General features: G+C 59.7%; 19 protein-coding genes. 7 read left to right on the top strand and 12 right to left on the bottom strand.

Features of this window, described 5'->3' with window-relative positions:
• Positions 1 to 8: 8 nt before the first annotated feature.
• Positions 9 to 725, bottom strand: a complete 717-nt coding sequence (locus tag AB4O01_RS27875) for a TorF family putative porin (RefSeq protein WP_093438058.1) — start codon at positions 723 to 725, stop codon at positions 9 to 11.
• Positions 726 to 930: 205 nt separating this feature from the next.
• A complete protein-coding gene (locus AB4O01_RS27880; protein ID WP_170844885.1) occupies positions 931 to 1,119 on the bottom strand; it encodes a hypothetical protein in 189 nt (62 codons plus the stop codon).
• A gap of 340 nt (positions 1,120 to 1,459) precedes the next feature.
• Here AB4O01_RS27880 and AB4O01_RS27885 point away from each other — a divergent pair, with 340 nt between their 5' ends.
• The 3 genes from AB4O01_RS27885 to AB4O01_RS27895 all read left to right on the top strand — a co-directional run bounded on the left by AB4O01_RS27885 (position 1,460) and on the right by AB4O01_RS27895 (position 3,921).
• Positions 1,460 to 2,296, top strand: a complete 837-nt coding sequence (locus AB4O01_RS27885) for a CvfB family protein (RefSeq protein ID WP_093438054.1) — start codon at positions 1,460 to 1,462, stop codon at positions 2,294 to 2,296.
• A gap of 46 nt (positions 2,297 to 2,342) precedes the next feature.
• On the top strand, positions 2,343 to 2,747 hold the full coding sequence (locus AB4O01_RS27890; protein ID WP_099758296.1) for a DUF2177 family protein: 405 nt from the start codon (positions 2,343 to 2,345) through the stop codon (positions 2,745 to 2,747).
• A 241-nt stretch (positions 2,748 to 2,988) separates the two neighbouring features.
• Entirely contained in the window at positions 2,989 to 3,921 is a 933-nt protein-coding gene (locus tag AB4O01_RS27895; RefSeq protein ID WP_460090150.1) for a DMT family transporter, read from the top strand.
• Here the strand turns inward: AB4O01_RS27895 and AB4O01_RS27900 are convergent.
• Positions 3,866 to 5,047 carry an MFS transporter gene (locus AB4O01_RS27900; RefSeq protein ID WP_099758298.1) on the bottom strand — a complete coding sequence of 394 codons (1,182 nt, stop codon included), beginning with the start codon at positions 5,045 to 5,047 and terminating at the stop codon, positions 3,866 to 3,868. The two genes, AB4O01_RS27895 and AB4O01_RS27900, sit on opposite strands and share 56 nt — an antisense overlap.
• Before the next feature lie 104 nt (positions 5,048 to 5,151).
• On the opposite strand from AB4O01_RS27900, the gene ptrR reads away from it, so the two are divergent.
• Both ptrR and AB4O01_RS27910 read left to right on the top strand, forming a co-directional pair.
• Positions 5,152 to 6,045, top strand: coding sequence for a putrescine utilization regulator PtrR (gene ptrR, locus AB4O01_RS27905; RefSeq protein WP_095125552.1), 894 nt, complete (start codon positions 5,152 to 5,154; stop codon positions 6,043 to 6,045).
• Positions 6,046 to 6,187: 142 nt separating this feature from the next.
• The gene (locus tag AB4O01_RS27910) at positions 6,188 to 6,316 is read left to right on the top strand and encodes a PA1414 family protein (protein WP_007914492.1); all 129 of its coding nucleotides are present in this window, start codon (positions 6,188 to 6,190) and stop codon (positions 6,314 to 6,316) included.
• Positions 6,317 to 6,420: 104 nt separating this feature from the next.
• Here the strand turns inward: AB4O01_RS27910 and AB4O01_RS27915 are convergent, their stop codons facing one another.
• The 6 genes from AB4O01_RS27915 to speB form a co-directional block, all read right to left on the bottom strand.
• Positions 6,421 to 6,669 carry a phosphopantetheine-containing protein gene (locus tag AB4O01_RS27915; protein ID WP_034153223.1) on the bottom strand — a complete coding sequence of 83 codons (249 nt, stop codon included), beginning with the start codon at positions 6,667 to 6,669 and terminating at the stop codon, positions 6,421 to 6,423.
• 43 nt (positions 6,670 to 6,712) lie between these two features.
• Positions 6,713 to 7,438 (bottom strand): MBL fold metallo-hydrolase, encoded by a 726-nt coding sequence (locus AB4O01_RS27920; RefSeq protein WP_093438035.1) that lies wholly within the window; start codon positions 7,436 to 7,438, stop codon positions 6,713 to 6,715.
• An 86-nt stretch (positions 7,439 to 7,524) separates the two neighbouring features.
• Complete coding sequence (locus tag AB4O01_RS27925; protein WP_320337362.1) at positions 7,525 to 8,904, bottom strand: sodium:solute symporter family protein; 1,380 nt, start codon at positions 8,902 to 8,904, stop codon at positions 7,525 to 7,527.
• 170 nt (positions 8,905 to 9,074) lie between these two features.
• Entirely contained in the window at positions 9,075 to 10,577 is a 1,503-nt protein-coding gene (locus AB4O01_RS27930; protein WP_099758302.1) for a purine-cytosine permease family protein, read from the bottom strand.
• Positions 10,578 to 10,632: 55 nt separating this feature from the next.
• Positions 10,633 to 11,055: a YybH family protein gene (locus AB4O01_RS27935; protein WP_460090152.1), complete on the bottom strand. Its 423-nt coding sequence runs from the start codon at positions 11,053 to 11,055 to the stop codon at positions 10,633 to 10,635.
• A 10-nt stretch (positions 11,056 to 11,065) separates the two neighbouring features.
• Positions 11,066 to 12,016, bottom strand: coding sequence for an agmatinase (gene speB, locus AB4O01_RS27940; RefSeq protein ID WP_003222717.1), 951 nt, complete (start codon positions 12,014 to 12,016; stop codon positions 11,066 to 11,068).
• Between the two features lie 395 nt (positions 12,017 to 12,411).
• Here speB and AB4O01_RS27945 point away from each other — a divergent pair, with 395 nt between their 5' ends.
• Both AB4O01_RS27945 and AB4O01_RS27950 read left to right on the top strand, forming a co-directional pair.
• Positions 12,412 to 13,305, top strand: a complete 894-nt coding sequence (locus tag AB4O01_RS27945; RefSeq protein WP_007956593.1) for a LysR family transcriptional regulator — start codon at positions 12,412 to 12,414, stop codon at positions 13,303 to 13,305.
• Positions 13,306 to 13,310: 5 nt separating this feature from the next.
• Positions 13,311 to 13,907 carry a tRNA-uridine aminocarboxypropyltransferase gene (locus AB4O01_RS27950; protein WP_460090153.1) on the top strand — a complete coding sequence of 199 codons (597 nt, stop codon included), beginning with the start codon at positions 13,311 to 13,313 and terminating at the stop codon, positions 13,905 to 13,907.
• 114 nt (positions 13,908 to 14,021) lie between these two features.
• On the opposite strand, the gene AB4O01_RS27955 is transcribed toward AB4O01_RS27950, so the two are convergent.
• The 3 genes from AB4O01_RS27955 to AB4O01_RS27965 form a co-directional block, all read right to left on the bottom strand.
• Complete coding sequence (locus AB4O01_RS27955; protein WP_108225937.1) at positions 14,022 to 15,383, bottom strand: HlyD family type I secretion periplasmic adaptor subunit; 1,362 nt, start codon at positions 15,381 to 15,383, stop codon at positions 14,022 to 14,024.
• 10 nt (positions 15,384 to 15,393) lie between these two features.
• Positions 15,394 to 17,553 carry a type I secretion system permease/ATPase gene (locus tag AB4O01_RS27960; protein WP_460090154.1) on the bottom strand — a complete coding sequence of 720 codons (2,160 nt, stop codon included), beginning with the start codon at positions 17,551 to 17,553 and terminating at the stop codon, positions 15,394 to 15,396.
• Between the two features lie 157 nt (positions 17,554 to 17,710).
• Positions 17,711 to 19,069, bottom strand: a complete 1,359-nt coding sequence (locus AB4O01_RS27965; RefSeq protein ID WP_093438007.1) for a TolC family outer membrane protein — start codon at positions 19,067 to 19,069, stop codon at positions 17,711 to 17,713.
• Positions 19,070 to 19,369: the final 300 nt, after the last annotated feature.

Below are 19,369 nucleotides of genomic sequence, written 5' to 3' on the forward strand. Positions count from 1 at the left end.
TCAGCCAATCAATAGAACGCGCGCGCAGCCTTGAGGGTGACGAGGCCGTCGCACTCGCTGTTGTGCCCGGAGTAGGCCGAACAATCGCTGCCGCTGAGACTGGAGTCGCTGTAGATCAGATCGAGGTCGACGCCCATGAATGGTCGGGACAATTTCACCGACCAATCGGTAAAACTGCCGACATAACCACCGTCCACGGCCACTGGTGTGTTCAGTTGGTGGGTGGTGTATTTCATGCTGACGCCGATGCCGAATGGCTGGTTGCCGCCAAGATCGGCAAACAACGTGTTGTTCTGTTTATCCGGGTCATTGCTGAAGGCCACGCCGAAACGACTACCGAGCAAGGTCAGGCCACCGAACAGCTCCTGGCTGTCGAGAGTGTCTACCTTGGGATAGCTGTAGTGGATCATGCCGACTTCATAGCCGAGGGTCTGATCGAAAGGTTGTTTAAAACCGACGTAGGAGTCGATTTCGAGGTTCTTGCCCGGGGAGATGCCCATGCTCGGTGCGTACTGGCCGACATAGAGGCCGCTGTCGTGGCTCAGGTCGAGGCCGCCATGGAAGGAACCGACTGCCGCCGGTTTGACCAGGCCTTGAGCCATGCTGCGCGTGGGCGTGGTACCGAGTTTGAGATCGAAGTCGCCGAGTTCACGCTGGAAAATCTGCGCGTGCGCGGTCGAGCCAACTATCAGGCTTACGAGCAATAAACAGGAAGATTTGCGCATGCGTCACTCCATGAACAGCGAGTGCAGGAATGCGGGCCTGCTGAAACGCTTGATCTAGACGCGTGCAAGGATACCGGCGAATGATCGGCATTGAAGGCCGTTCGTCGATTCACAAGGAATTTTGTTTAAAAAGGAGGGAGGTTACGCGGTGCCAGTCCAGGCGCTTCAAAGCTCAAAGCGCCTCTGGACGGGTGTAAAACCGGTGTTACTTCTTGCCCAGGCTGATCTGCTTGGACGGGCCGAATGTCTGGCCACTGACGCCTTTGGCAATTTGCTGGATCTCGCCACCAGACTTGAGAAACGCTGCAATCTGATCGTTGATCGATTCGCTGGTTTCAACGGCTGGAGCTGGCTTTGCTTTGCTGGAGGATGCTTTTACACGCATGGCGGCCATTAACCTGTAGAAAAGTAACTCGGCCAGGCATCGTACAGGAATAACTTGACAATTGCTTGGTAAATATCCCCCGGAATAACCAACCGCATTGCTGCATTATTCTCGATCCAATATTCGAAATATCCGGCTAACCTGCTGTTTTAAATAACAACATCTATGTGCGCGTGCATTGAAATATTCAGTCATGAGCGTTCGTGCCTGTCTGACGAGCGGCACCTCGGCCCGGCTGCGCCCGAGGAAAATCAAGGTGTTGAACCGGTTTCACAAGCGTGCCGATCTGTCACCCGACGGCCACGATAAAAACGGGTAGAATGCCGCCCACGCAATGAGGGTACTGGAAATGGCTTTAGTCGGGCGTTACAACAGTTTGCAAGTGGTTAAACACACTAACTTCGGTTTATATCTGGATGGCGGTGCCGATGGCGAGATTCTTTTGCCTAATCGTTATATCCCGAAAGATATTCCGACCGAAGATGAAGATTGGCTCAACGTTTTTGTTTATCTGGACAGCGAAGACAAACTTCTCGCCACCACGGAAAAACCAAAAGTGCAGGTCGGCGAATTTGCCAGTCTGAAAGTCGTTGAAGTCAACAGCATCGGTGTGTTCCTCGATTGGGGGCTGCCGAAGGATCTGTTGCTGCCGTATTCCGAAGAGAAGCGCCAGATGACCGCCGGCGAATACTGCGTGGTGCATGTCTACCTCGACAAGCACACCCGCCGTATCACCGCCACTGCGCGACTGGATCGCTACCTCGACAAGACTCCGGCCAATTACAGTCAGGGTCAGGAAGTTGATCTGCTGGTTGCCGAAGCCACCGACATGGGCTTCAAGGCGATCATCAACAACAAGCACTGGGGTCTGATTCACAAGAATGAGATCTTCAAGTTCATGCGCGCCGGCATGCTTGAGAAGGGCTACATCAAGGAAGTGCGTGCCGACGGCAAGATCGCCCTGAGCCTGCAACCGGTTGGCCAGGAAGCTGCGAGCAGCCTGAACTCGAAGATCCTCGCCAAGTTGCGTGACAACAGCGGCACGTTGCCGGTCAGCGACAAGAGCGATCCAGCGTTGATCAGCAGCCTGTTTGGCGTCAGCAAAGGCAACTTCAAGAAGGCCATCGGCTCGCTGTACAAGGAAGGCAAGATCGTTATTCATGCTGATCGCATTGAACTAACCTGAGCCTTGGGTGGCCCATCTTGCATGGGACACACACGAGATCGGGTCGATGAAAAAAACGCTGATTGCCTACGTCGCCACACTGGTGATGTTTTTATTGCTCGATGGTATCTGGCTCGGCCTGTTGATGGCGCCGACCTATCGCGAACTGCTCGGCCCGCTGATGCTCGAAAAACCGCTGCTGATTCCTGCAGCGGTTTTTTATTGCCTGTATGTTTTTGGCTGCGTGGTGTTTGTGGTGCTGCCTGCGGCGACCTGGCAGTGGGCGGCGAAGCGGGGCGCGTTGTTGGGGCTGGTGGCTTATGGCACCTATGACCTGACCAATTGGGCGACGTTGCGTGGCTGGTCGGTGCAGGTGACGCTGATGGATTGGGCGTGGGGGACGTTTGCTACTGCTGTGGCTTGTAGCGTCGGGTTTTTGTTGGCTAAACGGTTTGGCATATCTGATCGGTAGTCTGGGTTGGCAATGCCGGCCTCTTCGCGAGCAGGCTCGCTCCCACAGGCGAACGCATTCCAAAGTGGGAGCGAGCTCGTTCGCGAATGACGGCGTAGCCGACAGCCATTCACCACTGGCGCCAATGAAGCACAAAATGTCTTTTCCAGACGGCTTTTTGCGCTCGAGTCATTGATAATCCTCGACACTGTTTTCTGACCATTGGATGGCCTGCCATGTTGTGTGTATTCGAGGTGTTGCGGTGAGTGTCGAGCGGCGCAATGCCGACAGTTTTGCCCTGCAAGTGATGATCGGCCTCTGCCTGATCTGGGGCGTGCAACAGGTGATGATCAAGTGGGCCGCAGCGGACATCGCACCGGTTATGCAAGCGGCGGGGCGCTCGGGAATTTCCGCGTTGCTGGTCGGTTTGCTGATCTGCTGGAAAGGCGGCTGGGATCAGGTCGGTACGACCTGGCGCGGTGGCTTACTGGCCGGTGCGCTGTTTGGTCTGGAGTTTTTTTTCATCGCCGAAGGCTTGCAACTGACCACTGCTGCGCACATGTCGGTGTTCCTCTACACCGCACCGATTTTCACCGCGTTGGGTGTGCACTTTCTGCTGGCCAGTGAGCGACTGCGGCCGCTGCAATGGCTTGGCATCCTGCTCGCCTTCATCGGCATCGCGATTGCCTTTGCCGGCGGTGTGTCGTGGGACAACCTCGACCGGCGCATGCTGCTCGGCGATGCCTTTGGCGTATTGGCTGGTGCCTGTTGGGGCGCGACCACGGTGGTAGTGCGCGCTTCGCGTCTGTCGGAAGCACCGGTGACGCTGACCCTGTTCTATCAATTGATCGTCGGCTTCATCGGGCTGCTCTTGATTGCGCTGTTCAGCGGCCAGATCACCCACGTCAGCCTGACCACCGTGGCGGTGGCCAGCGTGTTGTTCCAGGGCCTGGTGGTGTCGTTCTTCAGTTACCTGATCTGGTTCTGGCTGCTGCGCCGTTATCTGGCAGCCAACCTCGCGGTGTTTTCGTTCATGACGCCGCTGTTCGGCGTGACCTTTGGCGTGTTGCTGCTCGGCGAACAGTTGACTGTGAACTTCGTCGTTGGCGCTGTACTGGTGCTGTTCGGCATCACTTTTGTCAGCGCCGAGCAGTGGCTGCGTCGGCGTTTGCGCAAAGCGCTGGGCCAGCGCTAGTCGATTGCATCGCCAGACCGCCGGCAATCAACAATCCGCTGCCGGCGATTACCAATGCTGGCTGCAAACCGCCGCTGAAATGGCTGCTCAACGCCGCCAGCAACGGGCCGCTGAGTTGGCCGACGGCGAAGCACGCGGTGAGCATGCCGGCATTGCGTTGGGTGGCATGCGGCGCCAGTTCCCGCGAGCGTTGCATGACCAGTTGCATGCAGGCGAGGAACGGTGTGCCACAGAGGATCACGCCCAGTGCGAGGCCCAGGCCACTGCCGAGCAGGCAGGCAAAGACACCGGCCGCTTGCAGCCACAACGTCGCCATCAACCAGTGGCGCGTCGTTTCGGGATCGTGACGCCGTAGACTCACCAGCAACACGCCAAGCGCCGCGGCCAGACCGAAGCACGGCCAGAACAAGTCCGCCTGCCATTGTCCGTGAAATTGCCCAGTGGCCATCTGCGACAGGAAGGTCGCGGGAATGATGTAGCCGACGCCGTACAGCGCATAAATCACGGCCAGCCGCCCGATGCCGCGATTCGATGGATTGCCTGCCGCCACTGCAACCGCAGCCGTTGCGACGGGCTTAGGCAGCAGTCGCCAGACCCCCAGCATCATCACCAACGCAGCCGCTGCGTAAATCAGCCACAACGTCGCGGAAGTCTGGTTGAGCAGATGTGAGACCAGTGCCAACAATCCTGTCAGAAAAATCCCTAAACCCGGTCCGGCGAATACCAGTGCGCCCAAACGTGGACGACCCGCTGCCGCAGCCAACGGTTGGCTTAAAGTCGTGATCATCACCAGCACCCAGGCACTCGCCACCCCGGTGCCGAAGCGCAGCACCAGGTGCGACCAAAAACCATCGGCCCAGAACGATGCCAGGGTCAGCAGCACACACAGCCACAAGCCACCGTGCAGGCGCCGCTGAACCTGTTGCGGACGATGGGCGAACATCGCGTCCACCGCGCCGAGCAAGTAACCGAGGTAGTTGGCCGCTGCAATCAGACCAGCGGCTGTCAGGTCGATCTGACCTTCGCTGAGCAGGTGCGGCATTTGCGGGGTGAGAGCGAAACGTCCGATGCCCATGGCCATCATCAGGGCCACGAAGCAGGCAGATAAGCGAATAAGCGGCGACATGGTCGGGATTCCTTTGAAGGATCAATGACCGTCAGGCTAGGACTGATTGACTTTCTTTAAAATTGAATAATAGTGAGTAACTTGTTCTGTTCTGGAGAAAGGTTGTGGAATTCAGCCAACTACGGATCTTCCAGGCCGTGGCCGAGGAAGGTTCCATCACCCGCGCTGCGGAACGCCTGCACCGCGTGCCATCGAATCTATCGACCCGGCTCAAGCAACTGGAGGAGCAGCTCGGTGTCGAGTTATTCGTCCGTGAGCGTCAGCGTTTGCAACTGTCGCCTGCAGGAAAAGTCCTGCTGGACTACACCGGTAAACTCTTCGCCCTGCGCGATCAGGCCAGTGCGGCGGTGATGGGCGGCAAACCCGCCGGTGACTTCGCTCTGGGCACCATGTACAGCACGGCGGCGATTCATCTGCCGGCGCTGCTGGCGCAGTATCACAAGCGCTATCCAGCGGTGAATCTGCAAGTGCAGTCAGCACCGAGTGGCGAGTTGCTGGAGGGGTTGCTCACCGGGCGCCTTGATGCCGCGTTGGTCGACGGCCCGCTGGAACTCGCCGGGCTCGACGGCGTGCCGTTGTGCGAGGAGCGGTTGGTGTTGATCACTGAAATCGATCATCCGCCGGTGCGCAGCGCGCGGGATGTTGAAGGGCGTTCGGTGTTCACCTTTCGTCGCGGCTGTTCCTACCGCATGCGCCTGGAGGCGTGGTTTTCGCACTATCACGCGACTATGGGCCGGGCGATGGAGATCGAGTCGTATCAAGGCATGCTCGCCTGTGTAATTGCCGGCAGTGGCGTGGCGCTGATGTCGGAGTCGATGCTGGCCAGTCTGCCGGGGCGTGACAGCGTCGCGGTGCATCCATTGGCCGAGCCATTTGTGGGTGCGACAACGTGGCTCATGTGGCGCAAGGGCATGGTCGGCGCCAACCTCAATGCATGGATCGAGGTGCAGCAGGCTGTCTATCCTGCGGCTCAGATTGAAACCCGAGAAACAGCCTGAACCAATGGCGGCATATTCTGTTCAATTCAGTAACAGATCATTGCGGATTTGGCCGAGCATTACGTAGGACTTCGGACTATTATCAGTGCGAAGCGGCCTCAGAATTCCGGCCGCTCAGCACCACCCTGAAGGGGGCATGACGATGAAAGAGAAAATTCAAAACTGGCTGCACGACTTGGGTGTTGCCCTTGGCTTGATCGAACCGCCTCTGCAACCTGTCCCGATCCGCACCGATGACGAGCAGCGCCGCCGTCAACAACGGCGCCGGTAACGCCCCCGATCCGAGATCAAGGATTCAAGATCAAGAGATCGCAGTCTTCGGCAGCTCCTGCATTAGTCCGTGTAGGAGCTGCCGAAGGCTGCGATCTTTTGTTTTCAGTGCCGCCCGATTTCCAGCAAAAACCGGCTCAAGTCATTCGCGGTCTTCGCGGTCTTGAGCATGCGGTCTTCCTCGGCGGTAAACGCCGTCAGGCCGAATTCATCTTCCAGATGAAAGATCAGATCTTCTATATCGGCTTTCTCCAGGCCCAGTTGCACAAGGCTGGTGTTGTCGTTGAATTCGCGGGTTTCCAACAGACGCCGGATATATCGGTGCACGGCGGCACGCACGGCAGCTCTTCTCATGGCAGATATTTCTGATTGTTGTTGTGCTTGAGTGAAGCAGGCCTCAGACGTGGCCGCGCAACCACTCGTCAATCATCGAACGCAAATGCTCCCCGGAAAAACTGCCGAAGTGCCCGCCATGCACCGTGCGGATCGGCAACGCCTGCAAACGTCGCAGGCTGGCGGCGTAATCCTCAAGATTGGAGTGGTAGGCGTCTTCGATCAGCGGCCCGTCGTAAATGATGTCGCCGCTGAACAGCGTTTCAGTCGCCGCCTCATACAGGCTGATGCCGCCCGGCGAATGCCCCGGTGTATGCAGTACCTGCAGCGTGCGATTGCCCAGATCGAGCACATCACCGTCCTCGACAAACCCGGTCGCCGGCGCGGCTTTGACCCGGTATTCGGCGTAGCACAACGGGCAATCCGGATGCGCTTCGAACATGTCGTCGCCAACGAAAGCGCGGCTCAAGTCGTTTTCGCCATCCGGCGCGGCCAGAATGTCCGCTTCGGCCGGATGCACCAGCCGTTCAGCAAATTCGTGATGCCCGGCGATATGGTCGAAATGGCAATGACTGGCCACTGCCACCAGTGGCCGCTCGGTAATCCACGGCAACTGTTCGCGCAGGCTGACCAGTCCTGAGCCGCTGTCCAGCAGCAGGTCTTTGTCACGGCCCTGCACATGCCAGAGGTTGCAGCGGTAAAACGGGCGGATATACGGCTCGTGAATCAACCGAATGCCATCACTCAGGTGCTGCACTTCAAACCACTGATCACGAGAAACGATCTTCATCGGTACTTTTCTCCAAGCGTAAAAAAACGAGTGTGGCAACCGACGCCACACTCGTCGAAGAAAGCATCAAGTCGTTATGTTTCAGCTTAGATCGCGCGGGCCACCGAGACAGGACGGCGCGAGGCGAGGCTGACCACGACAAAACTCACCAGACCCACCGCCAGGCTGTAGTAGATCGGCGTATTGGCATCCAGACCGTCCTTGAACATGAACAGCAGTGCGGTGGCGAAGCCCAGGCCCATGCTGGCGATGGCGCCGGCGGTGGTTGCGCGTTTCCAGAATATCGCACCGATCAGCGGAACCAGCATGCCGCCGACCAACAGGTTGTAGGCGAGGGTGAGGGCGCTGATCACGTCATTTACCACCAGCGCGATACCCAGCACCACGACACCGGTCAGCAGGGTGAACAGGCGGTTGACGCCCAGGCTCGACTGTTTGCCGCCACGCAGTTTTGGCAGCAGGTCTTCAGTCAGCGTGGTGGCGGCGGCAAGGAGGCCAGCACTAGCGGTGGACATCATTGCCGCCAGTGCTGCAGCGATCACCAGGCCACGGATGCCGTCCGGCAGCGACAGTTTGACGATGGCGGCGAAGGCGTTGTTGACGTTGTCCAGATCCGGAATCAGCACGTGTGCAGCCATGCCGATCAGCGCGCAGGCCAGGCCGTAGACGATGCAGTAGATGCCGGCGATGCTGCCGGCGTATTGCGCGACTTTGGCGGTCTTGACGGTGAACACCCGTTGCCAGATGTCCTGACCGATCAGGATGCCGAAGAAGTAGATCATGAAGTAGGTGATGATCGTGTCCCAGCCGATGGTGGTGAAGCTGAAGGCAGTCGCCGGCAGTTTCAGCACCAGTTCGTCCCAACCGCCGACGCGGTACAGGCAGATCGGCAACAGGATGAACATCAGGCCCACGGTCTTGATGATGAACTGGACGATGTCGGTCAGGGTCAGCGACCACATACCGCCGATCGCCGAGTAGATCACCACTACGCCACCGCCGAGCAATACCGACACCCAGAATGGCAGGCCGAACAGCACTTGCAGGACGGTGCCGATCGCCAGGATCGAGGTCACGCCGATCATCAGTGCGTAGGCCAGCATGATCGCCGCGCTCGCCGAGCGGGCCATCGGGTTGTAGCGTTTTTCCAGGACCTGGGTAACGGTGTAGATCTTCAGTTTCAGCAGCGGTTTGGCGAGGAACAGGTTCAGCGCAACGATGCCGCAACCCAGAGCCGCGCACAGCCAGAAGCCGGAGATGCCATGCACGTAGCCCAGACGCACGGTGCCGACGGTCGACGCGCCACCCAGAACAGTCGCGGCCATGGTGCCCATGTACAAGCTTGGGCCGAGGTTACGACCGGCGACGAGAAAGTCCTCGTTGGTCTTGGCCTTGCGCATGCCGAAGTAGCCAAGCAAGAGCATGCCGGCGGCGTAGATGAGGACGACGAATAAATCCAAAGCCATGATGGCGTGTCTCCGATTGTCTTTTTTATGTGAGGCTGATTCGAATCTCCCTGTGGGAGCGAGCTTGCTCCGGGCGGCGATCCGACGAAGGCGGCGGCACATTCAAAAGTGATGTGACTGACAGATCGCTTTCGCGAGCAAGCTCGCTCCCACAGGGGGTAGGCGTTTACTCAGGCAGCTTGCGCTTTAGCCGACGACTCCCCGACTTGGCTGCGGGCATCCGTCGGGCCGAACACTTCGCGCGGTTCCGGGAACAGGCTCAGCAGCGTCAGGTACACCACCGAAGCCAGGCCCAGGGTCACCGGCAAACTGATGTCGATACCGCCGGCCATTTCACCCAACGGGCCAACGAACTGCCCCGGCAAATTGACGAAGCACAAACCAACCGCCGCGCTCGGGATCCATGCGCCCAGACCGCGCCAGTTCCAGCCGTGGCTGAACCAGTAGCGACCGCCCTGTTCGCCGCGCGTGAACACTTGCAGGTCATCCGGGCAGTAGAAGCCGCGACGCACCAAGAGGCCGATGATCATGATCACCATCCATGGCGTGGTGCAGGTGATGATCAGCACGGCGAAAGTCGACACGCTCTGCACCAGGTTGGCCGCGAAGCGCCCGATGAAGATGAAGGCAATCGACAGCACGCCGATCAGCAGCGTCGCTTTCACTCGCGACAGCACGCGGGGGAATACGCTGGACATGTCCAGCCCGGTGCCATACAGCGAGGTGGTGCCGGTGGACATGCCGCCGATCACCGCAATCAGGCACACCGGCAGGAAGAACCAGCTCGGCGACACCGCCAGCAAACCACCGACATAGTTGTTCGCCGCGATGTAGTCCGGCGCCTTGATCGCGACGATGGTCGCGGTGGCCAGGCCGAACAGGAACGGGATGAACGTGGCGATCTGCGACAGCACGACCGCTGCCATGATCCGTTGTTTGGAGGTGTCACGCGGGATGTAGCGCGACCAGTCGCCGAGGAACGCGCCGAAGGAAATCGGGTTGCTCATCGCCACCAGCGCAGCACCGATGAACGCGGCCCAGAAGCCCGGCTGACCTAGGCTCACCGTACCGGCGTAGTTCACATCGAAAGGACCGGCGAAGGCGAAGATGCCCAGCAGGAACAACAGGCTGGCGCTCCACACCGCGATCTTGTTCACCCACAGCAAAAAGCGGAAGCCGTAGATGCACACGGTCAGCACCAGAATTGCGAACAGACCGTAGGCCAGGCCCAGAGTCAGGTCGGTTTCCGGCAGACCGATCAGGCGTTTTGCACCGCCGATCAGCGCATCGCCCGAACTCCACACCGAGAGCGAGAAAAACGCGATAGCGGTCAACAGCGACAGGAACGAACCGACGATGCGCCCATGCACGCCGAAATGCGCACCCGACGACACGGCATTGTTGGTGCCGTTGAGCGGGCCGAACAGACCCATCGGCGCGAGGATCAGCGAGCCAAGCAGCACACCCGACACAATCGCCCAGACGCCGGCCTGAAAAGACAGACCGAACAGCACCGGGAAACTGCCGAGCACGGCGGTGGCAAAGGTATTCGAACCACCGAAGATCATCCGGAACAAGTCCGTCGGGCCTGCGCTGCGTTCGTGGTCCGGGATCTGTTCGACCCCGTGGGTTTCAATCTGCGTAAGGCTTTGGTCGTTGTTGTTGTTATTCATGATCTGCTCCGATCATAAAGGCGCGCTCATCGTGCGTGAGCGTCACCTGTCTTGGCTAAGGGGATGGCAGCCCTTCCGGCATTGCGGACAAATGTTCGTGGCAGGCCAGCCAATGGCCTTGTTGTTCTAGGCTCGACGCTTGTTTCTTGAAAACAATCGTCTCGCGCTCCTGGCTGAAGTGTTGCTCCCCTTGCATGCGCAGCTCGGTGGCCACGTCATGGATGAAAATCGCTACATCACCTTGCAGGCTGACGAAGGCGTTGCTCGACGTGCACGACAGCACCTCGAAGCCATCCTCGGCGCGCCAGCTGTCCCACAAGGCCTTATAGGCATCGCGCGACAGCAGCGGCTGTTCGAGGGTGTAGAAAACGAAACTCGCATCGGCGCTGAAGGCGCCGAAGTAAGCTTCGCGATCGTTACGGGCGAAGGCGGACACCAGATCGGCGGCCGCTTGCAGAACCTGATCACGTTCGTTCATGACCCGACCCTCAGCGATGGACCACGCCAGGCAGTACGCAGAGCATTTCGTACAGCAGGTTGGCGGCCAGCAGCGAGGTGTTGCCGGTGGTATCATAAGCGGGCGAGACTTCTACCAGATCGCAACCGATCAGGTCGAGGCCTTGGCAGCCGCGAACGATTTCAATCGCCTGAATGGTCGTCAGACCACCAATTTCCGGGGTGCCGGTGCCCGGTGCCCAGGCCGGATCGATGCCGTCGATGTCGAAGCTCAGATACACCGGACCGCCGCCGACTTTCTCGCGCACTTCGGCCATCAGTGGCGCCAGCGACTTGTGCCAGCACTCTTCGGCTTGTACGACGCGAAAGCCCTGATCGCGGCTCCAGTTGAAGTCATCAGCGGTGTAACCCTGCGCACGCAGACCAATTTGCACCACGCGGTCGCAGTCCAGAAGGCCTTCTTCGACGGCGCGACGGAAGGTCGTACCGTGGGCGATCTTCTCGCCGAACATGTGATCGTTGACGTCAGCGTGAGCATCGATGTGCACCAGACCGACCTTGCCGTGCTTTTTATGAATCGCCCGCAGGATCGGCAGGGTGATGGTGTGGTCGCCACCCAGGGTCATCGGGATCACGTTGTGCTCGAGGATGTTGTCGTAGGCTTCTTCGATGATGCGCACGGCGTCGAGCAGGTTGAAGGTGTTGATCGCCACGTCACCGATGTCGGCGACCGACAGCGAGTCGAATGGCGCCGCGCCGGTGGCCATGTTGTACGGGCGGATCATCACCGATTCGGTGCGGATGTCGCGTGGCCCGAAGCGGGTGCCGGGACGCAGCGAAGTACCGATGTCCAGGGGCACGCCAACAAAGGCAGCGTCCAGGCCGGCAGCGGTCGGTACATGGGGGAGTCGGAGCATGGTGGCGATGCCGCCGAAGCGCGGCATTTCGTTGCCGCCCAGTGGTTGGTGAAGAATCTTGTCCACGGGTAAGGCCTCATCGTCTTTGTTTTATTTATGTCGGCGCGCCGTGGAGCAGGGGAGCGGGCGCCGCTGTGGGGCCGATGATGCGAAATGTAGTGAGGGGAAAGAATCGCTACGGGCAAAAACTTAGTTCAGATTTTTCTAAACTAATGGCGGGGCTGGGATTAGACTTTGGCGGGTTCAAGATTGTGATCGGCTGGGGATTGCTGCCCTCACCCCAGCCCTCTCCCAGAGGTAGAGGGGGCCGACCGAGTTGTTGGCGGAATCTGCATCGACCTGAAAAATCGAGTCGAACTCAGGATTTGAAAGCCATGGAGATCAGCTCCCTCTCCCTCGGGGAGAGGGCTGGGGTGAGGGGCTTTTCCCACAGACACGCAGTTGCAAACCCCGGAGCAGACATGGCCAACGCTTTACCCGACCTGAAACTGTTGCGCATCTTCGTCAGCGTCGTCCGTCATCAGGGTTTCGCCAACGCCCAGCAGGAACTCAACCTGTCGACCTCGGCGATCAGCACCTACATGAGCCAGCTCGAAGCCGCGCTCGGCCTGGTGCTATGCCATCGCGGCCGCGGTGGGTTCAGCCTGACCAGCAAGGGTGAGCTGTTCCATCAGGAAACCCTGCGCCTGCTCGCCGAGCTCGAAGGTTTCGAGCAATACGCCGCTGCGCTCAAGGGCGAATTGCGTGGCACGCTCAACCTTGGCGTCATCGACTCTACCGTCAGCGACAAGGCACTGCCCTTCGCCGAAGCCATCGGCGCTTACAGTCAGGAACACCCGGCGGTGCATTTGCATTTGTCGGTGATGAGCCCGTACGAACTGCAACTCGGTGTGCAGGACAACCGTCTCGATCTGGCCATCGGTGCGTTTTCCACGCGCATGAGCGGTCTGGTCTACATGCCGCTGTACCGCGAGCAGCACTGGTTGTATTGCAGTAGCCGCCATCCGTTATTCAACGAGCGGCGGATTCCTGAGCAGGTCATCACTCAACAGCGCATGGTCGGACGCGGTTACTGGAGCCAGGCCGAGCTGGCCCGGCACGGCTTCAAACACAGCGCCGCCACCGTGGAAAGTATGGAAGCGCAGCTGATTCTGGTGCTGTCCGGCGCCTACATCGGTTACTTGCCGGAGCACTATGCTCAGGCTTGGGCCGACAAGGGTGACTTGCGTGTGTTGCTGCCGGCGACCTTCGGTTACCAGGCGCCGTTTTCGATGATCATGCGCCGCGGCCGTAGTCGCGAGCCGCTGATCCAGACCTTCCGTGATTTGCTTAAAGCACAGCTCAATCAGGCTTAAGAATGATGTCCAGACCTCAATGCCCGCGCTGCCTGCGCCCACAAACCCATTGCCTTTGCCCGCTGATCCCGAGCCTCGACAGTCGCACGCGGGTGTTGCTGTTGCAGCATCCGAGCGAGGTTAATCACGCGTTGAATACCGCGCGTCTGGCAGCGCTGGGGTTGAGCAATGCCGAGCTGATCGTCGGTGAGGTGTTCGAGGATTTGCCGACGCTGTTAAGCCGCCCGGGGTATCGGGCGCGGTTGTTGTTTCCGGCCGATGACGCGCAGCCGATGCAGGCTTACGGTGAGTCCGAGGAACCGTTGTTGCTGGTGGTGCCGGATGGCACCTGGCGCAAGGCGCGCAAGATGTTGCACCTCAATCCATTACTGGCGGCGCTGCCCCGGGTGACGCTGGCCGAGGGCGGGGTGTCGCGGTATCGCTTGCGCAAGGCACCGGGACCGGGAGCGTTGTCGACGATTGAGGCGATTGTGCAGGCGTTGCAAACGCTGGAGGCGCCGGCTTCATTCGAGCCTTTGCTCAAGCCGTTCGAGGCGTTGATCGAGGGGCAGATTGCGGCGATGGGGGCGGAGACCTTTCAGCGTAACCATGGCGACAAATGATCGTTCCCACGCTCTGCGTGGGAATGCATCCAGTGACGCTCTGCGTCACCGTCGTGAAGGGACGCGGAGCGTCCCGGGCGGCATTCCCACGCGGAGCGTGGGAACGATCATTGGCTAGCGCTCGCGCATCGCCTCGGTCCGCGCTTTCAGCACGGGTTTGAGCAGGTAATCCAAGACACTTTTCTCCCCGGTAATAATGTCCACCGTCGCCACCATCCCCGGAATAATCAGCAACGGTTTCACATCCCCGCCCAAATGGTTTTTATCGGTACGCACCTGAATCAGATAAAAGCTGTTGCCCTTGTCATCGGTAATCGTGTCCGCACCGATCAACTCCAGCTTGGCACTCAGCCCACCGTAAATCGTGTAGTCGTAGGCACTGAACTTGACCATGGCCTTCTGGCCCGGATGCAGGAACGCGACGTCCTGCGGCCGCACTTTGGCCTCGATCAGCAGGTTGTCTTCCAGCGGCACGATTTCGACCATGTCGCTGCCCGGCTGCACCACGCCGCCAATGGTGTTGACCTTCAATTGCTTGATCACCCCGTGCACCGGTGAAGTCACCGTAGTGCGGGTGACGCGGTCGTCGATGGCGATGCTGGTGGCGGTGATTTTCGACAGGTCGGTGCGTTTCTCGTTCAGCTCTTTCGCCGCTTCCGAACGGAAGGTTTGTTCCGACTCGTCGATCTTGCTGCGGATCTCGGCAATCGCCGATTCGGCGCGGGGGATAGCCAGCGTTGTCGCGTTCAATGAGCCTCGGATTTCTACCGCGCTGCGCTTGAGGCGGAGAATTTCCACGGGTGACACCGCCCCGGTTTTCACCAACGGTTCGGACATGTTCATTTCTTGCTGCAGCAACGCCAGACTGGAACTGAACTGGCCTTGCTTGGAGCGAAACTCGGCGAGTTCCTGGGTTTTCTGCCGCAGTTGTTCGCTGAGCGTGCGCTGCTCGCTGGCCAAGCGGCGCTGGCGTTGTTCGTACAGTGAGCGTTCGTCCTCGGCGACTTGCGGTGCCTTGGCGATCACCTCATCGGAGAGCTTGAACGGCCGGCCCTCGGCCTCCGCCGACAGTCGCTCGACCTGCGCGGTCAACGCATAACGATCGGCCTCGCTCTCACCCTTGTTCGAGCGAAAGCGTGTGTCATCCAGGCGCAGCAACGTGTCGCCCTTGTTCACCATTTGCCCTTCGCGGACGAAAATCTCGGTGACGATCCCGCCTTCAAGGTTCTGGATCACCTGCACCTTGCTCGATGGAATCGCCTTGCCTTCGCCCATGGTCACTTCTTCGAGCACGGCGAATTTGGCCCAGACCACTGCGCTGATCAGCAGCGCCGCCGCCAGCCACACGGTGATCCGCGACCAGCGCGGCGAATCCTGTAACGAGGCCCCGGCGGTTTCCGGCATGAATTCGGCTTCGGCGCTTTTGCCGAAACTGTCGAAGTAGCCGCGATCTTTGCTATCGGTGGAAGCAGACATGGGGCAACTCCTAAACCGCCGCCGAGCCGACACGGCCCTTGCGCAGTGCATCGATGACCGCTTCTTTCGGACCGTCGGCGACGACCCGGCCGTTGTCCAGCACCAGCAAGCGGTCCACCAGACTCAGCATTGAAGTGCGGTGGGTGACCAGCAGCAGTGTCTTGTCTTGCACCCAGCCGTGCAGCTTCTGCCGCAGTTGGTCTTCGCTGCTGTTGTCCATGGCACTGGTGGGTTCGTCGAGCAGCATGATCGGTGGATCGAGCAACAAGGATCGCGCGAGCAAAACGGCCTGACGTTGACCGCCGGAGAGCAATTGCCCGCGCTCGCCCACCGGCCGGTCGAAACCTTGCGGATGCTGGCGGGCAAGTTCGGTAACGCCGGTCAGTTCGGCGACTTCGAGCATCCGCGCATCGCTGATGTAACGTGCGCCGAGGGTCAGGTTGTCACGCAGGCTGCCGGCCAGCAGCGGCAGATCGTGAGCGACGTAGCCGATCTGCTGACGCAGGTCAGCAACATCGAGTTGGCGCAGGTCGAGGCCGTCGAGCAGCAGTTGGCCTTCCTCGGGTTCATAGAAACCCATGACCAAACGGGCCAAGGTACTTTTGCCCGAGCCGCTGCGGCCGATGATGCCGACCCGTTCACCAGGTTTCAGGCTGAACGAAACATTGCTCAGTGCCGGCGCATTCTGGCCGTTGTAATGAAAGGTCACGCCGCTGACGTCGAGTGCGCCTTGCAGTTGCGTGCGCTCCAGCGGCCGCTGCTTGCCGTCGCGTTCCTGCGGCAGGGCCATCAGCGCATCGGTGCTTTTCATGGTCAGTTGCGCTTGCTGATAGCGGGTGATCAACCCGGCAATCTGTCCCAGCGGCGCAAGCACGCGGCTGCCGAGCATGTAACTGGCAACCAGCGCACCGACGCTGAGGTTTCCAGCGATGATGCTGTAGACCCCGGCGACAATCGTCGCCATCCCCGAGAATTGTTGAATGAACAATGTGCCGTTAGTGGCCAGCGCCGACAGATTGCGCGCGTGGCTGTCGAGGCGGGTGAGGGCGCCGTGGGTGCTCTCCCATTTGTGCTGGCGCTCGCTTTCGGCGCTGCAAGCCTTGAGGGTTTCCAGGCCACCGAGGGTTTCGATCAGCACCGCCTGGCGTTCAGCGCCGAGGCTCAGGCTCTTTTGCACGGTGTCGCGAAGGCGCACCTGAATGATCATCGCGAAGATGATGGTGATCGGAAACGCCAGCAGCGGAATCACCACCAGCCAGCCGCCGAGCAGGCCGATCACCACCAGCATCAGCACGACGAAGGGCAGGTCGATCAGGCTGGTCAGGGTCACCGCTGTGAGGAATTCGCGCAGGCCCTGGAAGTCATGAATGCTCTGGGCGAAACCACCGATGGTCGCCGGCCGTGCCTTCATCGACATGCCGGTGATGCGTTCAAATAAAGTCGCGGAAAGGATCACATCGGTTTTCTTGCCGGCGGTGTCGAGCAGGTGCGCGCGAACTACCCGCAGGACCAGTTCGAACCCGGTGCCGATCAGCAAACCGATCGACAGCACCCACAAGGTCGAGGTGGCCTGATTCGGCACCACGCGGTCGTAGGTCTGCATGACGAACAGCGGCACCATCAGGCCTAAAAGGTTGATCAGGAAACTGGCGAGAATCGCATCGCTGTAGAGCCATTTCGACAGCTTCAGGGTGTCGCGAAACCATGCATGTACCCTTGGCACCAGCGGCGAGCGCAGGTCTTCGAGTTCGTGGCGCGGACGGGCGAACAAGGCCTGGCCGCTGTAGTGCTCGCTGAGCTCTTCGCGGCTGATCCATTGCTCGCCGCCATCGGCTTCGCTGGGCAGGATCAGCGCTTTGCCGTCGTCGCTGAAGCGCCGCAGAACAGCGGTGCGACCGTCGTTGAGCAGCAGCAGAATCGGCAGATTCAGTGCTGAGATGTCTTTCAGTTCACGGCGCAGAATCCGCGCCTGCAACCCGGCCCGGGCTGCTGCGCGGGGCAGCAGGTCCAGACTCAGGCGTTGCTTGTTCAGGGGCAACCCGGCACTCAGGCTGGCGCGGCTGACAGTCGCGCCATGCAGTTTGCAGAGGATCAACAGACCGTCGAGTAACGGATCATCGAAGCTCAGCCGCGGATCGATCCCGGTGTGGCCGGGTTCCATGCTGGTCATATTGATCGCCTCTGTTGAACGGGCAGGGGAATCCACACATTGATCGTTCCCACGCTCCGCGTGGGAATGCAGCCCGGGACGCTCCGCGTCCCAAAGCGGACGCAGAGCGTCCATTGAGGCATTCCCACGCAGAGCGTGGGAACGATCAACAGTGGACTTATTTCAGCTCGGGCAGGCGCGCTTCGTTTTTGACCTCGGTCGCAGCGATCGCATCGGCCGGCAGCACCACTCGTTGTTTGCTCAGCAACTGGCCCATGTTCGCCAGCACGCGGTACATCGAATACTCCTCGGTGTAGCGGATTTCGGTGTAGCGACGGTTGGCGTTGTAAAGCTCGTTCTCACTGTCGAGCAAGTCGAGCAGGGTGCGTTGGCCGAGGCCGAACTGATCCTGATACGCGGCGCGTACGCGTTTGGTGGTTTCCGCGTATTCGCGGGCGGTCGGGGTCTGTTTCTTCGCGTTCTGCATGGCGTTCCAGGCCAGGCGAATGTTCTCGTTGAGTTGACGCAGGGCGTTGTTGCGGATGTCCATCGCCTGGTTGATCTGGTGCGCATCGGAGGCCAGGCGCGCCTTGTCGCTGCCGCCTCGGAACAGGTTGTAGTTCATCACCACACCGACGCGCCATTCGTTGTCGTGGCCTTCATCGCCTTGCACGTTGTTGTTCGCGCCGACGGCCGCTTCCGCGTCGAAGCGTGGATAGAACGGCGACTTGGCGACTTCGTACTGGCTCTCGGCCGATTGCACGTCAGCCTGGGCGGACTTCAGATACGGGTTGTTGTCGACCATGCTCTGCTGGGCTTCACGCAATTCGGTCGGCAGTTCGCCACGGGTTGAGGCCGGGGTTTCCAGCTCATCGGGCATGCGCCCGACCACGCTGTAGAAGTTGGCTTCGGCGTCAGACAGATCGACTTCGGCGGTGTCGAGGTTGTTCTGTGCCAAGGCCTTACGAGCGACCGATTGATCGGAGTCAGCGGTGCTGCCGACGCCACGCTCGGTGCGCAGGCCAATCTGATCGTTGACCCGCAAGTGCGCCTGCAGGTTGTTGCGAGCCAGGGTCACCAGTTCGCGGCGCTTGAGCACTTCGAGGTAGACCTCGATGGTGCGCAGGGCCAGATCCTGGGCGGTGCCTTGCGCGTAGTACGCGCGCGAATTGGACACGCCTTTGGTGCGCTCGACTTCGTTGGCGGTGTTGAAACCGTCGAACAGCATCTGCCGCAGGCGCAGCTCGGACTGGGTGTAATTGAGGATTTCGGTGTGGTGATTGCCGAAGGCCCGGGTGTTGGTGTTGTCGCTGTAGCCACGGCCATAGGCGGCGTTCAAATCGACGGACGGATAGAAACCGCCCTTGGCGACTTTGACTTGTTCATCAGCCGACAGGCGGGCGTCCACGCGCGAGGCCAGTTCCGGGTGAGTGGCGATGGTGCTTTGAATCGCCTCGGTGAGGTTCATGGCCTGAGCTTGAGAAGTGCAAGCCATGGCCAGCAAAACCGCGCTGCAGAGGGGGGTTAGAACGCGCATGGGTGCATCTCCCTGAGTCCTGATGGTGTGTTACTGTCGCCAAATATTTGACGATATTTTTAGGTGTAGGCGTTTCACTCTTGTAACAACAGAGCTAAGAACATCCTGAAGCGTAGCTAAGAAAAAATTTTCATAAGGCTTATGCCGAAAAAAACTTATGCGCTTTGTAAAAACCGGCACATTGTTCAGCATGAAAGCCTTTGTTTTATGCGCTTTAGGGAGCGCAAAAAGGCTTGAGGAAAGTTCCATTCACTTTGCGACATACGGCGAAGTACTGCTGAAGGGGAGGGACGCGTAGCG

The organism is Pseudomonas sp. S2_E02 (assembly GCF_054668355.1).

Bases quoted from the DNA above. Each gene is read 5' to 3' on its own strand.
- AB4O01_RS27875 (WP_093438058.1), bottom strand. From the start codon at position 725: ATGCGCAAATCTTCCTGTTTATTGCTCGTAAGCCTGATAGTTGGCTCG.
- AB4O01_RS27880 (WP_170844885.1), bottom strand. From the start codon at position 1,119: ATGGCCGCCATGCGTGTAAAAGCATCCTCCAGCAAAGCAAAGCCAGCT.
- AB4O01_RS27885 (WP_093438054.1), top strand. From the start codon at position 1,460: ATGGCTTTAGTCGGGCGTTACAACAGTTTGCAAGTGGTTAAACACACT.
- AB4O01_RS27890 (WP_099758296.1), top strand. From the start codon at position 2,343: ATGAAAAAAACGCTGATTGCCTACGTCGCCACACTGGTGATGTTTTTA.
- AB4O01_RS27900 (WP_099758298.1), bottom strand. From the start codon at position 5,047: ATGTCGCCGCTTATTCGCTTATCTGCCTGCTTCGTGGCCCTGATGATG.
- AB4O01_RS27910 (WP_007914492.1), top strand. From the start codon at position 6,188: ATGAAAGAGAAAATTCAAAACTGGCTGCACGACTTGGGTGTTGCCCTT.
- AB4O01_RS27915 (WP_034153223.1), bottom strand. From the start codon at position 6,669: ATGAGAAGAGCTGCCGTGCGTGCCGCCGTGCACCGATATATCCGGCGT.
- AB4O01_RS27920 (WP_093438035.1), bottom strand. From the start codon at position 7,438: ATGAAGATCGTTTCTCGTGATCAGTGGTTTGAAGTGCAGCACCTGAGT.
- AB4O01_RS27925 (WP_320337362.1), bottom strand. From the start codon at position 8,904: ATGGCTTTGGATTTATTCGTCGTCCTCATCTACGCCGCCGGCATGCTC.
- AB4O01_RS27930 (WP_099758302.1), bottom strand. From the start codon at position 10,577: ATGAATAACAACAACAACGACCAAAGCCTTACGCAGATTGAAACCCAC.
- AB4O01_RS27935 (WP_460090152.1), bottom strand. From the start codon at position 11,055: ATGAACGAACGTGATCAGGTTCTGCAAGCGGCCGCCGATCTGGTGTCC.
- AB4O01_RS27945 (WP_007956593.1), top strand. From the start codon at position 12,412: ATGGCCAACGCTTTACCCGACCTGAAACTGTTGCGCATCTTCGTCAGC.
- AB4O01_RS27950 (WP_460090153.1), top strand. From the start codon at position 13,311: ATGTCCAGACCTCAATGCCCGCGCTGCCTGCGCCCACAAACCCATTGC.
- AB4O01_RS27955 (WP_108225937.1), bottom strand. From the start codon at position 15,383: ATGTCTGCTTCCACCGATAGCAAAGATCGCGGCTACTTCGACAGTTTC.
- AB4O01_RS27960 (WP_460090154.1), bottom strand. From the start codon at position 17,553: ATGACCAGCATGGAACCCGGCCACACCGGGATCGATCCGCGGCTGAGC.
- AB4O01_RS27965 (WP_093438007.1), bottom strand. From the start codon at position 19,069: ATGCGCGTTCTAACCCCCCTCTGCAGCGCGGTTTTGCTGGCCATGGCT.